The sequence below is a fragment of the Siccibacter colletis genome (assembly GCF_000696575.1).
GTDB lineage: Bacteria > Pseudomonadota > Gammaproteobacteria > Enterobacterales > Enterobacteriaceae > Siccibacter > Siccibacter colletis.
Genome location: NZ_JMSQ01000005.1, coordinates 275,092 through 290,119, shown reverse-complemented (window position 1 = coordinate 290,119; position 15,028 = coordinate 275,092). Strand labels below are relative to the sequence as shown.

Annotated in this window: 11 protein-coding genes; 10 read left to right on the top strand and 1 reads right to left on the bottom strand. The window is 56.6% G+C overall.

Annotated features, from left to right (window positions below; all coding sequences use genetic code 11):
• Window positions 1-277: 277 nt before the first annotated feature.
• Entirely contained in the window at window positions 278-2,041 is a 1,764-nt protein-coding gene (gene ycaO, locus ET34_RS0105675; protein ID WP_031520211.1) for a 30S ribosomal protein S12 methylthiotransferase accessory factor YcaO, read from the bottom strand.
• Between the two features lie 142 nt (window positions 2,042-2,183).
• Here ycaO and ET34_RS0105670 point away from each other — a divergent pair, with 142 nt between their 5' ends.
• From ET34_RS0105670 to ET34_RS0105620, 10 genes are all read left to right on the top strand, one after another.
• On the top strand, window positions 2,184-2,876 hold the full coding sequence (locus tag ET34_RS0105670; RefSeq protein WP_031520209.1) for a DUF421 domain-containing protein: 693 nt from the start codon (window positions 2,184-2,186) through the stop codon (window positions 2,874-2,876).
• A 163-nt stretch (window positions 2,877-3,039) separates the two neighbouring features.
• Window positions 3,040-4,125, top strand: coding sequence for a 3-phosphoserine/phosphohydroxythreonine transaminase (gene serC / locus ET34_RS0105665; protein ID WP_031520208.1), 1,086 nt, complete (start codon window positions 3,040-3,042; stop codon window positions 4,123-4,125).
• 72 nt (window positions 4,126-4,197) lie between these two features.
• A complete protein-coding gene (gene aroA, locus ET34_RS0105660) occupies window positions 4,198-5,484 on the top strand; it encodes a 3-phosphoshikimate 1-carboxyvinyltransferase (protein ID WP_031520206.1) in 1,287 nt (428 codons plus the stop codon).
• A gap of 166 nt (window positions 5,485-5,650) precedes the next feature.
• Complete coding sequence (gene cmk / locus ET34_RS0105655; RefSeq protein WP_031520204.1) at window positions 5,651-6,334, top strand: (d)CMP kinase; 684 nt, start codon at window positions 5,651-5,653, stop codon at window positions 6,332-6,334.
• A gap of 116 nt (window positions 6,335-6,450) precedes the next feature.
• The gene (rpsA, locus tag ET34_RS0105650) at window positions 6,451-8,124 is read left to right on the top strand and encodes a 30S ribosomal protein S1 (RefSeq protein ID WP_031520202.1); all 1,674 of its coding nucleotides are present in this window, start codon (window positions 6,451-6,453) and stop codon (window positions 8,122-8,124) included.
• Between the two features lie 115 nt (window positions 8,125-8,239).
• Window positions 8,240-8,524: an integration host factor subunit beta gene (gene ihfB, locus ET34_RS0105645; protein WP_031520200.1), complete on the top strand. Its 285-nt coding sequence runs from the start codon at window positions 8,240-8,242 to the stop codon at window positions 8,522-8,524.
• Window positions 8,525-8,729: 205 nt separating this feature from the next.
• Window positions 8,730-10,991 carry a ComEC family protein gene (locus ET34_RS0105635; RefSeq protein WP_031520199.1) on the top strand — a complete coding sequence of 754 codons (2,262 nt, stop codon included), beginning with the start codon at window positions 8,730-8,732 and terminating at the stop codon, window positions 10,989-10,991.
• A 36-nt stretch (window positions 10,992-11,027) separates the two neighbouring features.
• A complete protein-coding gene (gene msbA, locus ET34_RS0105630; RefSeq protein WP_031520197.1) occupies window positions 11,028-12,776 on the top strand; it encodes a lipid A ABC transporter ATP-binding protein/permease MsbA in 1,749 nt (582 codons plus the stop codon).
• Window positions 12,773-13,750 (top strand): tetraacyldisaccharide 4'-kinase, encoded by a 978-nt coding sequence (gene lpxK / locus ET34_RS0105625; RefSeq protein WP_031520195.1) that lies wholly within the window; start codon window positions 12,773-12,775, stop codon window positions 13,748-13,750. The genes msbA and lpxK overlap by 4 nt, the downstream gene beginning before the upstream one ends.
• A gap of 36 nt (window positions 13,751-13,786) precedes the next feature.
• Entirely contained in the window at window positions 13,787-15,028 is a 1,242-nt protein-coding gene (locus tag ET34_RS0105620) for a winged helix-turn-helix domain-containing protein (protein WP_031520194.1), read from the top strand.

The following is a 15,028-nucleotide window of genomic DNA, read 5'->3' as shown; positions in this document are numbered from 1 at the left end:
TCGGATAACTAATTGTAATATAAATAAAAAATAAATTTTAATATTTACAAAATGAGTTGAATTAATAGCTTTTGATACGTCTGTTCTGGTTAATTAGAATGGAGTATTCACGACTGAAAGTTGCAATTTAGCCTAATAAAATAAATATCAACAACCATCATTTAACTTATCTATTACAAACCAGATTAGTTTCATTTTTATTAATAAAAAAGGGGCAACATTTTGCCCCTTGATGATGCGTTAACATGAACGGAAATTAACGTTATTTAATTACCGCTTAGTTTGTTTTCCAGTATGCCGCTTTGGCGCGCTGTAATTTTTCGTAGGCCGCCAACAGTGCCTGATGCGCCGGGAAGGCTTCCAGCGAGCCGTCGGCTGGCTGCAGGCCATAGAACGGCTCTTCACCGCTGATGGCCGCGCTTGCCGCTTCGACCGCGTCAGCACCGTACATGCGTACAAACGCGTGATGGTACTGCAGCGGATCGCGCTCATCTTCCATCGCCAGCAACAGCAGCGTCTGGAGGCAGCGATAGTAGTTGGCACGCGCCGGGCTGAACAGCGAGGCGTTGAACTCCATGGTCCACTCAGTCCAGATCAGCGCCTGATCGAGGTCGCCGCCCGCCAGCGCCAGCATCGCTTTCAGCTCGCCGATGCGCAGGGTAAACCAGCCGTTGTCTTTTCCGGTAGCAATGCCCAGCAGCTCGCGCACGCGGGTAAAGTCGTCATGGCCTTCTTCATCCAGCTGGGCAATGAGATTGAGGTAGTCCTCTTTTTCCCACTCGCTTCCCGGCAGAGAAAGCAGCGTTTCGCGCAGGTGCGCACCCATACTGTTGTTTGCCAGCCACAGATCTTCCGCCGGATAGATATCAGACATGCCCGGAACGATGATACGGCAGGCGTACACGTCCAGATGCTGATAGTCGGCGATATAGACTTCTTTATCTTCACTTTTGAAGATCGCCATCAGGGTCGCGAACTCTTGTTCGGTGGTGCCGGCAAAGCTCCAGTCCACGAACGTATAGTCGGCGTCCTGCTTAAACAGATCCCAGGAGATAAGACCGCTGGAGTCGATAAAGTGGGTTTCCAGGTTGGCGTGCTCAGCCACTTCTTCGTCATCGAAGGTGGGCGGAGTGAAGACGTCGAGGTCTTTCAGACCGCGGCCCTGCAGCAGTTCGGTAACGGTACGCTCAAGCGCCACGCCGAAGTCCGGGTGAGCACCGAAAGAAGCGAAACAGGTGCCGTTTGCCGGATTGAACAGCACCACGCAGATCACCGGGTATTTGCCGCCCAGCGAGCCGTCGTAGGCAAAAATCGGGAAGCCTTCCGCTTCGAGCTTCGCAATGGCTTCTACCACGCCCGGATAGCGCGCCAGCACCTCCTGCGGAATTTCCGGCAGGCTGATGCTTTCCGCGATAATGCGGTTTTTGATGTGGCGTTCGAATACTTCAGATAACCCCTGCACGCGCGCTTCATTGCGGGTGTTGCCCGCCGACATGCCGTTAGAGACGTAGAGATTACCGACGATGTTCATCGGAATATAGACGGTCTGCTCGTCAGACTGACGGGTGAAGGGCAGGGCGCAGATGCCACGCTCTTCATTTCCGGACTGCAGGTCGATCAGCATGCTGGCAGCCAGCTCGTTCTCCGGATCGTAAAACGCACGCAGACGGGCGTCGAGGATCCCCTCGGGCAGTGAATCATCCTCGGTCAGCGGGAACCATTTCTCGTTCGGGTAGTGCACGAACGGGCCATTGGCGATGGCGTCGCCCAGCCAGAAATCAGCAAAGAAATAGTTAGTGGAAAGACGCTCAAAGTATTCGCCCAGCGCTGAAGCCAGCGCCGCTTTTTTGGTTGCGCCTTTACCATTGGTAAAGCACAAGGCGCACTCTTTATCGCGAATATGAACCGACCAGACGTTCGGCACCGGGTTCAGCCAGGACGCCTCTTCAATGTTGAAACCGAGATCGCTCAGCTGTTGCTGAAAGCGAGCGATGGAGTCTTCCAGGGCGGCATCTTTGCCAGGGATGAAAGTTTGATTCATGAGGGTTTCACTTTAGTCGTACGCAAAGTGCGCAATGATACGGGTTTTAGCTGACAGGCGCTATCCTCCCGGCCGTACAGGCGAAAATAAATCTTCAGGCTATTATTAAGCTGAATAACCTACTGTAATGGCAGCTAAAAATATGAAAACGTTCGACCTCCAGCGCATGGCCTTCGACAAGGCGCCGCCGGACTTTTTATGGGAAGTGGCAACCCGCAGTCTGTATACCTTCATCCTCGTTTTCGCGTTTCTGAAACTGACCGGTCGGCGCAGCGTGCGTCAGATGTCGCTGTTTGAGGTGCTGATCATTCTGACGCTCGGCTCGGCGGCGGGGGACGTGGCGTTTTATGACGACGTGCCGATGATCCCGGTGTTTGTCGTATTTATGACCCTGGCCTTGCTCTACCGGTTAGTGATCTGGTTGATGACCCACAGCGAGCGCATGGAAAATTTCTTTGAGGGTAAACCCGTCATTATCGTCGAAGAGGGTGAACTGGCCTGGGACAAGCTTAACGCGGAAAATCTTACCGAATTTGAGTTCTTCATGGAGATGCGCGGCTGCGGGGTAGAGCATCTCGGGCAGGTGCGGCTGGCCATTCTGGAAACAAGCGGACAGATAAGCGTTTACTATTACCCTGACGACGAAGTGCGACCCGGGCTGTCGATTCTGCCTGAGTACTGCAATGAGCGTTTCCGGGTCGCGCCGGTGGATGGTCACTACGCCTGCATCCGCTGTAGCGAAGTGCTGATGCTACGCGCAGGGGCGAAAGAGCCTTGTCCGCGCTGCGGAAACCACGTGTGGGTGAAAGCAAGCGTGGCGAAGCGCATCACCTGACAGCGTATTTAACGCCCCCGGCGCAGCGTAGCCGGAACAATCTGTTGTGTGATTTTACGCACATTTTCCCGCCGGGCAGGATTACCCGTTGCTTGCTCTGCCAGGCAATGATAAAACCGATAGCCACAGAAAAAACTTATTGCTTCAAGCGTGGTGAGGGGAAATGACTCAGGTCTACAATTTCAGTTCTGGTCCGGCAATGTTACCGACGGATGTGCTCCGTCAGGCTCAGGAAGAGTTAGTCAACTGGCAGGGGCTCGGCACCTCGGTGATGGAAATCAGTCACCGTAGCAAAGAGTTTATCCACGTTGCCGAAGAAGCGGAAAAAGATTTCCGCGACCTGCTGCAGATCCCGTCCAACTATAAGGTGCTGTTCTCCCACGGTGGCGGACGCGGCCAGTTCTCAGCGTTGCCCCTGAACCTGCTTGGCGATCGTACAACTGCCGATTACGTTGACGGCGGCTACTGGGCGGCGAGCGCGGTTAAAGAAGCCAAAAAATATTGCCAGCCGAACGTAATTGACGCCAAAGTGACGGTAGATGGCCTGCGAGCGCTGAAACCGATGCGCGAGTGGCAGCTCTCTGATAACGCCGCCTACGTTCACTACTGCCCGAACGAAACCATCGATGGTATCGCTATCGACGAAACCCCGGATTTTGGCGACGCCATTGTTGCGGCTGACTTCTCCTCCACCATTCTTTCCGGCCCGCTTGATATCAGCCGTTTCGGCGTCATTTACGCCGGCGCGCAGAAGAATATCGGCCCGGCCGGTCTGACGCTGGTGATCGTGCGCGACGACCTGCTCGGCAAGGCAAATACTGCCTGTCCGTCAGTTCTTGATTACAGCGTGCTGAGCGAAAACGATTCGATGTTCAACACCCCGCCAACATTCGCCTGGTACCTGTCAGGGCTGGTGTTTAAATGGCTGAAAGCGCAGGGCGGCGTGGAAGCGATGAACCGCATTAACCAGCAAAAAGCTGACCTGCTGTATGGCGTGATTGATACCAGCGATTTCTACCGCAACGACGTGGCCCCGGCTAACCGTTCGCGGATGAACGTGCCGTTCCAGCTGGCGGACAGCAACCTCGATAAGCTGTTCCTTGAGGAATCTTTTGCGGCTGGTCTGCATGCGCTCAAAGGCCACCGCGTGGTCGGTGGGATGCGCGCTTCAATCTACAATGCCATGCCGCTTGCCGGCGTGCAGGTGCTGACTGACTTTATGAAAGAGTTCGAGCGCCGTCACGGTTAAGAAACCTTTTCTTTTTTCTCTCCCCGCGGCCCGGCTGCGGGGTTGTTATTTTGTTGAGTTGAGACATTTTTCATGCAGGAATCCCTGACGTTACACCCCATCGCGCTGGTCGACGGCACCATCAATCTTCCCGGTTCAAAAAGCGTATCTAACCGCGCGCTGCTGCTGGCGGCACTGGCCCACGGCACCACGGTGCTGACGAACCTGCTCGACAGCGATGACGTGCGTCATATGCTTACCGCACTCAGCGCGTTAGGCGTGCGCTATACCCTGTCTGAAGATCGCACCCGCTGTGAACTGACCGGCGTTGGCGGCCCGCTGCAGGCGCAGGGCAGCCTGGAGCTGTTCCTTGGTAACGCGGGTACCGCGATGCGTCCGCTTGCCGCCGCGCTGTGCCTCGGCCATAACGATATCGTGCTCACCGGCGAGCCGCGCATGAAAGAGCGCCCGATTGGGCATCTGGCTGACGCGCTGCGTCAGGGCGGCGCGCAGATCGACTATCTGGAGCAGGAAAACTATCCGCCGCTGCGGCTGCGCGGAGGCTTTACCGGTGGTGACGTGGAGGTCGACGGCAGCGTCTCCAGCCAGTTCCTCACGGCGCTGCTGATGACCGCACCGCTGGCGGAAAAAGATACCCGTATCGCCATCAAGGGCGAACTGGTGTCGAAACCCTATATCGACATCACGCTGCATCTGATGAAGACCTTCGGGGTTGAGGTCGAAAACCAGAGCTACCAGCGTTTCGTGGTGCGCGGCGGTCAGCAGTACCAGTCACCGGGCCACTATCTGGTGGAAGGCGACGCGTCGTCAGCCTCCTATTTCCTTGCTGCAGCAGCCATTAAAGGCGGCACCGTAAAGGTGACCGGTATTGGTCGCAACAGCGTGCAGGGCGATATTCGTTTTGCTGACGTGCTGGAAAAGATGGGCGCAACCATCACCTGGGGTGATGATTATATTGCCTGTACCCGCAGCGCACTGAACGGTATCGATATGGATATGAACCATATCCCTGATGCGGCGATGACTATCGCCACCACCGCGCTGTTCGCCAACGGCACGACCACGCTGCGCAACATCTATAACTGGCGCGTAAAAGAGACCGACCGTCTGTTCGCTATGGCCACCGAGCTGCGCAAAGTGGGGGCCGAAGTGGAAGAGGGGCATGACTACATCCGCGTCACGCCGCCGGCCACGCTGAATGTTGCCGAGATCGGCACCTATAACGATCACCGTATGGCCATGTGCTTCTCGCTGGTGGCGCTCTCAGATACCCCGGTCACCATTCTCGATCCGAAGTGCACCGCCAAAACCTTCCCGGATTACTTCGAACAGCTGGCCCGTATCAGCCGTCCAGCCTGATACCTTACAGGGGCTTACGAAAGTCGGCCCCGCTTTCCTGGCCAATTCTTCTGCACTCGCTGCTATTCCCGTCTATATTTCGCGGTAAAGATAACAGTCTGTGGCGTTGCGGCGTATAATGCGCGGCGTTCACGTTCAGGTACGCCTGATAATAAAGGAGAAGAAGATGACGGCATTAGCCCCGGTAATCACCATTGATGGCCCAAGCGGTGCAGGCAAAGGAACGCTGTGTAAAGCCATGGCGGAATCCCTGCAGTGGCACCTGCTGGACTCCGGCGCTATCTATCGCGTACTGGCGCTGGCTGCGTTGCATCACCATGTGGATGTGACCTCCGAAGAAGCGCTGGTTCCGCTGGCTGCCCATCTTGATGTGCGCTTTGTATCAACTAACGGCAATCTCGAAGTTATTCTCGAAGGTGAAGACGTCAGCGCGGAAATCCGCACTCAGGACGTTGCTAACGCCGCCTCGCAGGTCGCGGCGTTTCCACGCGTGCGAGAAGCCCTGTTACGCCGCCAGCGCGCATTCCGTGATGCGCCGGGTCTTATCGCTGACGGTCGCGATATGGGTACCGTGGTGTTCCCTGACGCGCCGGTAAAAATTTTTCTCGACGCCTCTTCGGAAGAGCGCGCGCATCGCCGCATGCTACAGTTGCAGGAGAAGGGCTTTAGTGTTAACTTTGAACGCCTTTTGGCCGAGATAAAAGAGCGTGACGACCGCGATCGCAACCGTCCCGTAGCGCCATTAGTGCCGGCAGCCGACGCGCTGGTACTGGACTCAACCAGTCTGAGTATCGAGCAAGTGATTGAAAAGGCGCTGGAATATGCCAGAGAGAAACTGGCACTCGCATAACGCGACCACATTCTGAAGTACCCACTGCAATGGAGTGTGAGTGGGCATGTTAAACAACCCCATCCGGCAGTGAAGCCAGGTGGACGTTAAATTGAAGAATCCTGAAGATTATCAATATGACTGAATCTTTTGCTCAACTCTTTGAAGAGTCCCTGAAAGAAATCGAAACCCGCCCGGGTTCCATCGTTCGTGGCGTCGTTGTCTCTATCGACAAAGACGTTGTTCTGGTTGATGCGGGTCTGAAATCTGAATCTGCAATCCCTGCAGAGCAGTTCAAGAACGCAGCCGGCGAACTGGAAATTCAGGTTGGTGACGAAGTTGACGTTGCCCTGGATGCAGTGGAAGACGGCTTCGGTGAAACCCTGCTGTCCCGTGAGAAAGCTAAACGTCATGAAGCTTGGATCACGCTGGAAAAAGCTTACGAAGACGCTGAAACTGTTACCGGTGTTATCAACGGCAAAGTTAAAGGTGGCTTCACTGTTGAGCTGAACGGTATTCGTGCGTTCCTGCCAGGTTCCCTGGTTGACGTGCGTCCGGTTCGCGACACCCTGCACCTCGAAGGCAAAGAGCTTGAATTCAAAGTGATCAAGCTTGACCAGAAACGTAACAACGTTGTGGTTTCCCGTCGTGCGGTTATCGAGTCTGAGAACAGCGCTGAGCGCGATCAGCTGCTCGAAAACCTGCAGGAAGGCATGGAAGTTAAAGGTATCGTTAAGAACCTCACTGACTACGGTGCATTCGTTGATCTGGGCGGCGTTGACGGTCTGCTGCACATCACTGATATGGCCTGGAAACGCGTTAAGCATCCGAGCGAAATCGTGAACGTGGGCGACGAAATCACTGTTAAAGTGCTGAAGTTCGACCGCGAGCGTACCCGTGTGTCCCTCGGCCTGAAACAGCTGGGCGAAGATCCGTGGGTAGCTATCGCTAAGCGTTATCCGGAAGGTACCAAACTGACCGGTCGTGTAACCAACCTGACTGACTACGGCTGCTTCGTTGAAATCGAAGAAGGCGTTGAAGGCCTGGTACACGTTTCCGAAATGGACTGGACCAACAAAAACATCCACCCATCCAAAGTTGTTAACGTTGGTGACGTAGTGGAAGTTATGGTTCTGGACATCGACGAAGAACGTCGTCGTATCTCCCTGGGTCTGAAGCAGTGCAAATCCAACCCGTGGCAGCTGTTTGCTGAAACCCACAACAAAGGCGATCGCGTTGAAGGTAAAATCAAGTCAATCACTGACTTCGGTATCTTCATCGGCCTGGACGGTGGCATCGACGGTCTGGTTCACCTGTCTGACATCTCCTGGAACGTTGCTGGCGAAGAAGCCGTTCGTGAGTACAAAAAAGGCGACGAAATCGCTGCCGTTGTACTGCAGGTTGACGCAGAGCGTGAGCGTATCTCCCTGGGTGTTAAGCAGCTGGCGGAAGATCCGTTCAACAACTACGTTGCATTGAACAAGAAAGGCGCCATCGTTACTGGTAAAGTAACTGCAGTTGACGCTAAAGGTGCTACAGTTGAATTAGCAGACGGCGTTGAAGGTTACCTGCGCGCTTCTGAAGCTTCTCGTGACCGCGTAGAAGACGCTACTCTGGTTCTGAGCGTTGGTGACGACGTTGAAGCTAAATTCACCGGCGTTGATCGTAAGAACCGCGTAGTAAGCCTGTCTGTTCGTGCGAAAGACGAAGCTGACGAGAAAGATGCAATCGCAACTGTTAACAACAAACAGGAAGAAGGCAATTTCTCTAACGCTATGGCTGAAGCGTTCAAGGCAGCTAAAGGCGAATAATCGTCTTGACAGATTAAGGGCTTAGGCCTGTAATCTAGCGCTAAGGGCGGCTCCGGCCGCCCTTGTTCCATCTTAGCTGTACGATAATTTTGCCTTTAAGGAAACCGGAGGAATCATGACCAAGTCAGAACTCATTGAAAGACTTGCAAGCCAGCAGTCGCATATCCCTGCGAAAGCCGTGGAAGATGCAGTCAAAGAGATGCTGGAACATATGGCCTCTACCCTTGCCCAGGGCGAGCGTATTGAGATTCGTGGCTTTGGCAGCTTCTCCTTACACTATCGTGCACCTCGCACCGGACGTAATCCGAAAACCGGCGATAAAGTGGATCTGGAAGGTAAATACGTTCCCCACTTCAAACCCGGCAAAGAGCTGCGTGACCGCGCAAATATTTATGGCTAAGCCTTATGGCTACGTCAGGAAAAACGGCATCTTCGGGTGCCGTTTTTTTTGCCTTAATTTTGCCTGTGCAAAGGCGATCGCAACAACAAATGTAACGACAGCAAATTTATAGATAGTGCTGATAACGTCTCGCATACCCGGAAGCCTGGTGCTGACTCTGGCTGCATTTCGGCGCACGCTACGCCTTACGACATGGAGGTGGCGCGTGACAATTCCGGCAACAGCACTCTGTATAATCCTCGGTATGATGCCGCTGCTGATACTGCCAGCTCTGCCCTCCGTCGGCTGGCTGGTGGCGGCTACGGCTGCCGCGCTGATCGCTCTGCGCGGGCCGCTGCCGCTGCGCTATGTGGGCGCAACGCTGCTGGCTGGTTGCTGGGGCGTCTTTATTGCCCACCAGACCCTTGCGCCAGTCAACGATAATACCTGGCGAAACCAGCAGGTGGAGGCCGTTATTCTCGCGACGGATGGTGCGACCACGCATACGGTTAACATCATCAAGCGAGAAGGCAGATGGCTACCTGGCGCTATCCCGGTCACGCTCTACGGAAGTTATCTGCCTGAACCAGCCTGCCCGGGGCAGCGGTGGGCAATGTCTGTTGCGCTTCGTCCGGTGCATGGTCAGCTCAATGAAGGCGGCTTCGATAACCAGCGTCACGCACTGTCACAGGGGAGAACGCTGACGGGGCGCATGCTGCATGCTTCTGTCCTCGACGCCGGCTGTAGTCTGCGCGGTGGCTATATCGCCTCCGTTTCATCGGCGCTGGCGCGCTATGAGTGGCGTGATGTGATACTGGCGCTCGGCTTTGGCGAGCGGCTCAACGTCAGCGACGAGGTTAAAACGCTGATGCGCGATACCGGTACCGCGCATCTGATGGCGATATCGGGGCTACATATCGCGCTTGCCGGAGGAATAGGGTGGGGAGGGGCGCGACTGCTGCAGCGAGGCTTGCCCGCCCGGCGGATAGGCCATCGGTTTCCACTCATTGCAGGCCTTGTTTTTGCCGCCCTGTATACCTGGCTTGCAGGCGGGAATCCGCCAGCGCTCAGGACCTTTATCGCATTAACGATTTGTGGCGCAATCAGTCTTAGCGGGCGTCAATGGAGCGGATGGCAGCGCTGGCTGTGCTGCATCGGCGGTATTTTGTTGCTCGACCCGCTGACTGTTTTATCACAGAGCCTCTGGCTGTCAGCACTGGCGGTAGCGGCACTGTTATTCTGGTATCAGTGGGTGCCGTTCAGGCCAGGAGCATGCTGCCGTCCGGTGCGTATTCTCTATGGCATGTTGCATCTTCAGGCCGGCATCACGCTGCTGCTCATCCCGCTGCAAATTGCTATTTTTCATGGCATCAGCCTGACGTCATTGCTTGCCAATCTTATCGCGGTGCCGGGCATTACTTTTGTCAGCGTACCGCTGATCCTGGGCGGAATGGTACTCCACCTGCTGCCGTTGCCCGCAGCAGAGCAGGGTATCTGGTGGCTCGCTGACTCTTCGCTGGAGCTACTGTTTTCTGCCCTCGGCTCTCTCCCGACAGGCTGGCTGGATGTCGACGAGCGCTGGCAGTGGCTGGCATTCGCGCCCTGGTGTGCCATTGTGTTATGGCGGCTAAAGCTTGCAGCCGCGCTGCCGGGCGTGACGGCATCTCTGTTGTGCGCCGCGCTGTTCCCGCTTTTTCGCCCGGCGGAGCAAGGACGCTGGACGGTTCATATGCTCGATGTTGGTCACGGGCTGGCGATGGTTATTGAACGCAATGGCAGGGCCATACTCTACGACACCGGGAACGCCTGGGCCGGGGGGGACAGCGGTAAGCAAACCATTATTCCCTGGTTACGCTGGCACCATTTACAGCCGGAAGGGATCATTCTTAGCCATGAGCATCTCGATCACCGCGGTGGGCTTGATTCCATTCTCACGACATGGCCAATGTTACCGGTGCGAAGCCCGCTGGGATGGGCCGGACATCTGCCCTGTGAACGAGGTCAGGCCTGGCGCTGGCAGGAACTGTCGTTTACCGTGCACTGGCCGCTGCCTGGTCAACGGCGGACCGGCAACAACGGTTCCTGTGTGGTCACGGTAGACGATGGCCAGCACAGCATGTTACTCACGGGCGATATTGAAGCCGACGCAGAGTTAGCTATGCTCAAACATCACTGGCAGTTTATGCGGGCCGACATTATTCAGGTGCCGCATCACGGCAGCCGAACGTCCTCCACCGTGGCCCTGCTGGGGCAGGTTGATGGCAGCGCGGCGCTTGCGTCGGTAGCACGGTACAACGCGTGGCGTCTGCCTTCAGAGAAGGTGGTCGCGCGCTATCGCCGGCGTGGCTATCGCTGGAGCGACACCGCTCATGCGGGGCAAATTTCTGTCAATTTTAGTGCGTATGGCTGGCAAATAGCGCGCTATCGGGAGCACATTTTACCGCGCTGGTACCATCAGTGGTTTGGCGTGTCCGCTGTAAGCGGGTAGAATGTGCGGCTATTTCAACACAAGCTGGTTTTTTGAATGCATAACGACAAAGATCTCTCCACCTGGCAGACCTTCCGCCGACTCTGGCCGATGATTGCCCCTTTTAAAGCAGGTCTGATAGTGGCTGGGGTGGCGTTAATTCTCAACGCAGCCAGCGATACGTTCATGTTATCGCTTCTGAAACCCTTGCTGGATGACGGTTTTGGTAAAGCCGACCGCTCGGTGCTTATCTGGATGCCGCTGGTGGTTATCGGTCTGATGGTACTGCGCGGCATCACCAGCTATATCTCAAGCTACTGCATCTCCTGGGTCTCGGGTCAGGTGGTGATGAACATGCGCCGTCGCCTGTTCAGCCATATGATGGGGATGCCGGTGGCGTTCTTCGATAAGCAGTCCACCGGTACGCTGCTCTCACGCATTACCTACGATTCAGAACAGGTCGCCTCTTCATCTTCCAGCGCCCTGATTACCGTGGTGCGTGAAGGGGCATCGATCATTGGCCTGTTCATCATGATGTTCTATTACAGCTGGCAGCTCTCGCTGATCCTTATCGTTATTGCCCCACTGGTTTCTTTTGCTATTCGCTTTGTGTCAAAGCGTTTTCGTAACATCAGCAAGAACATGCAGAACACCATGGGTCAGGTGACTACCAGCGCAGAGCAGATGCTGAAAGGGCACAAAGAAGTGCTGATTTTCGGTGGGCAAAGAGTTGAAAGCGATCGCTTCGACAAAGTCAGTAACCGCATGCGCCATCAGGGGATGAAGCTGGTCTCTGCCACCGCCATTTCCGACCCGATTATTCAGCTCATCGCCTCGCTGGCGCTGGCGTTTGTACTCTATGCGGCGAGCTTCCCAAGCGTGATGGAAACGCTCTCTGCAGGTACCATCACCGTCGTGTTCTCATCCATGATTGCCCTGATGCGTCCGCTAAAATCCCTGACTAACGTCAACGCTCAGTTTCAGCGCGGGATGGCGGCATGCCAGACCCTGTTCTCAATCCTTGATACCGAGCAGGAGAAAGATGAAGGCACCCGCGTTATCGAGCGCGCCAAAGGCGATCTTGAGTTCCGCAACGTAACCTTCACCTATCCGGGGCGTGAGATCCCGGCGCTGCGTGATATCAACCTCAGCCTGCCGGCAGGTAAAACCGTTGCGCTGGTGGGTCGCTCCGGTTCGGGTAAATCCACGATGGCGAGCCTGATCACGCGCTTCTACGACATCGACAGCGGGGAAATCCTGCTGGACGGGCACGATCTGCGGGAATATACCCTGTCATCCCTGCGTAATCAGGTAGCGCTGGTCTCCCAGAACGTGCATCTGTTTAATGACACCATTGCCAATAACATTGCCTACGCGCGAAACGAGCAATACTCGCGCGAAGAGATCGAGCAGGCGGCGCGCATGGCGTATGCCATGGACTTTATCAACAAAATGGATAACGGCCTCGACACGGTGATTGGCGAGAACGGCGTGCTGCTCTCCGGCGGTCAGCGCCAGCGTATCGCGATTGCGCGCGCGCTGCTGCGCGATAGCCCGATCCTTATCCTTGATGAAGCCACCTCGGCGCTGGATACCGAGTCCGAACGCGCCATTCAGGCGGCGCTGGATGAGCTGCAGAAAAACCGTACCTCGCTGGTTATCGCCCACCGTCTGTCGACCATTGAGCAGGCCGATGAAATCGTGGTGGTGGAAGATGGCCGCATCGTTGAACGCGGCTCGCACGGCGATCTGCTGGCGAACGGTGGCGTCTACGCGCAGCTGCACAGAATGCAGTTCGGCGAATGATCGATAAGATCTGGTCGGGGAAATCCCCGCTCTGGCTACTCCTGTTGCCGCTTTCCTGGCTATACGGACTGGTGAGCAGTGTGATTCGTCTGAGCTATCGCGCCGGCTGGCGTCGCGCCTGGCGCGCCCCGGTGCCGGTAGTGGTGGTGGGGAATCTCACGGCCGGGGGCAACGGCAAAACCCCGGTGGTGATCTGGCTGGTGGAGCAACTTCAGCAGCGCGGCATCAGGCCCGCAGTCATCTCACGCGGCTACGGCGGTAAAGCGGCACGCTATCCGCTGATCCTGACGCCCGACACCACCACCGCCGAAGCGGGTGACGAGCCGGTGCTTATCTATCAGCGTACCGGTGCGCCGGTGGCGGTATCGCCAAAGCGCGCTGAGGCAGTGCAGGCGCTGCTGGACGAAGCTAAACCGCAAATTATTATTACCGATGATGGCCTGCAGCATTACGCGCTGGCGCGTGACAAAGAGATTGTGGTGGTAGATGGCGAGCGCCGCTTCGGCAACGGCTGGTGGCTCCCCGCCGGGCCGATGCGCGAGCGTGCTGGTCGCCTGAAATCCGTGGATGCGGTGATAACCAACGGCGGTAAGGCGCAGCCGGGTGAGATCGCCATGCGCCTGCAGCCAGGCCTTGCCGTCAATCTGCTGACCGGCGAGCAGCGCCCGGTCGCGAGCCTGCCTGAGGTCGTCGCGATGGCGGGCATTGGGCATCCGCCGCGCTTTTTCGCCACGCTGCGGGCCTGCGGTGTGGAGCCGGTTCACTGTATCGGCCTCGCCGATCATCAGGCGTTGACCGAGTCAGATGTGCAGGCGCTGGCGCATGACACCCAGACGCTGATCATGACTGAGAAAGATGCCGTTAAGTGCCGGGGTTTTGCCCACACTAACTGGTGGTATCTGCCGGTGGAGGCAACGCTTAGTCAGCCTGAAGCCGACCGTTTGCTTGACGACATCCTGGCGCTGCTTCACTGAGAGCGTGGCGCGGGACATCACTGACAGGATGCTGATATGCCCGTGCCATACCTTTCCCTGCGCGCTGCGCGCCATCTCCATCTTGCCGCTCAGGGGCTGCTGAAAAAACCGCGCCGTCGCGCGCGACCCGATGATATTCTCGCCACCATTACCCGCATGTCGCTGCTGCAGATCGACACCATTCATATCGTGGCGCGTAGCCCTTATCTGGTGCTGTTCAGTCGGTTAGGTGATTATCCTCAACGCTGGCTTGATGAGGCGCTGGCGCGCGGCGAACTGATGGAGTACTGGGCGCACGAGGCGTGTTTCCTGCCGCGCAGCGATTTTGGCCTGGTGCGTCACCGCATGCTCAGCCCGGAAAACATGGGCTGGAAATATCGCCCAGGCTGGATGGAGGATAACGCCGAGGAAATCGCCCATCTGCTTACCCATATTGAGCAAAACGGCCCGGTGCGCTCTGCGGATTTCGAGCATCCGCGCAAAGGTGCCAGCGGCTGGTGGGAGTGGAAACCGCACAAGCGCCACCTGGAAGGATTGTTTACCTCAGGCCGGGTAATGGTGGTGGAACGCCGCAATTTTCAGCGCGTCTATGATTTAACCTCCCGCGTTATGCCGCACTGGGACGATGCGCTGCATCTTTCCGATGAGGCCGCTGCTCAGGCCGTGATGCTGGAGAACAGCGCGCGTAGCCTGGGCATTTTTCGCCCCGAGTGGCTGGCGGATTACTATCGCCTGAAAAAAATCGATGCCAAAGCAACGGTAACCCACTGGCAGGAGCAGGGGACAGCGCTGCCGGTGCAGGTCGAGGGGCTGGGTGCGATGTGGGTCCATCGCGACTGGCAGCCCGAGCTGGCGCTGGCTGAACAGGACAAACTCCATGCCAGCCACAGCGCCGTGCTGTCGCCGTTCGATCCGGTGGTCTGGGATCGCCGGCGGGCCGAACAGCTCTTTGATTTCGCATACCGCCTTGAATGCTATACCCCGGCGCCAAAGCGCAAGTACGGCTATTTTGTCCTGCCGCTGCTGCACAAAGGGACGCTGGCTGGCCGCATGGATGCAAAGATGCACCGCAAGACCGGCACGCTGGAGGTTATCGCGCTGTGGCTGGAAGAGGGCGTTAGCGTCACCTCTGGTCTGGCTGCGGGCCTGCACGCGGCTATCAGCGACTTTGCCCGCTGGCAGGGCGCGTTGCGCGTTGACTGTAAACGGCTTCCTGCCGCGTTGGAGGCCGAGTGGGGGCCGGGATGGGAAATTACGTCACCCTCAGGCGGGTTATGA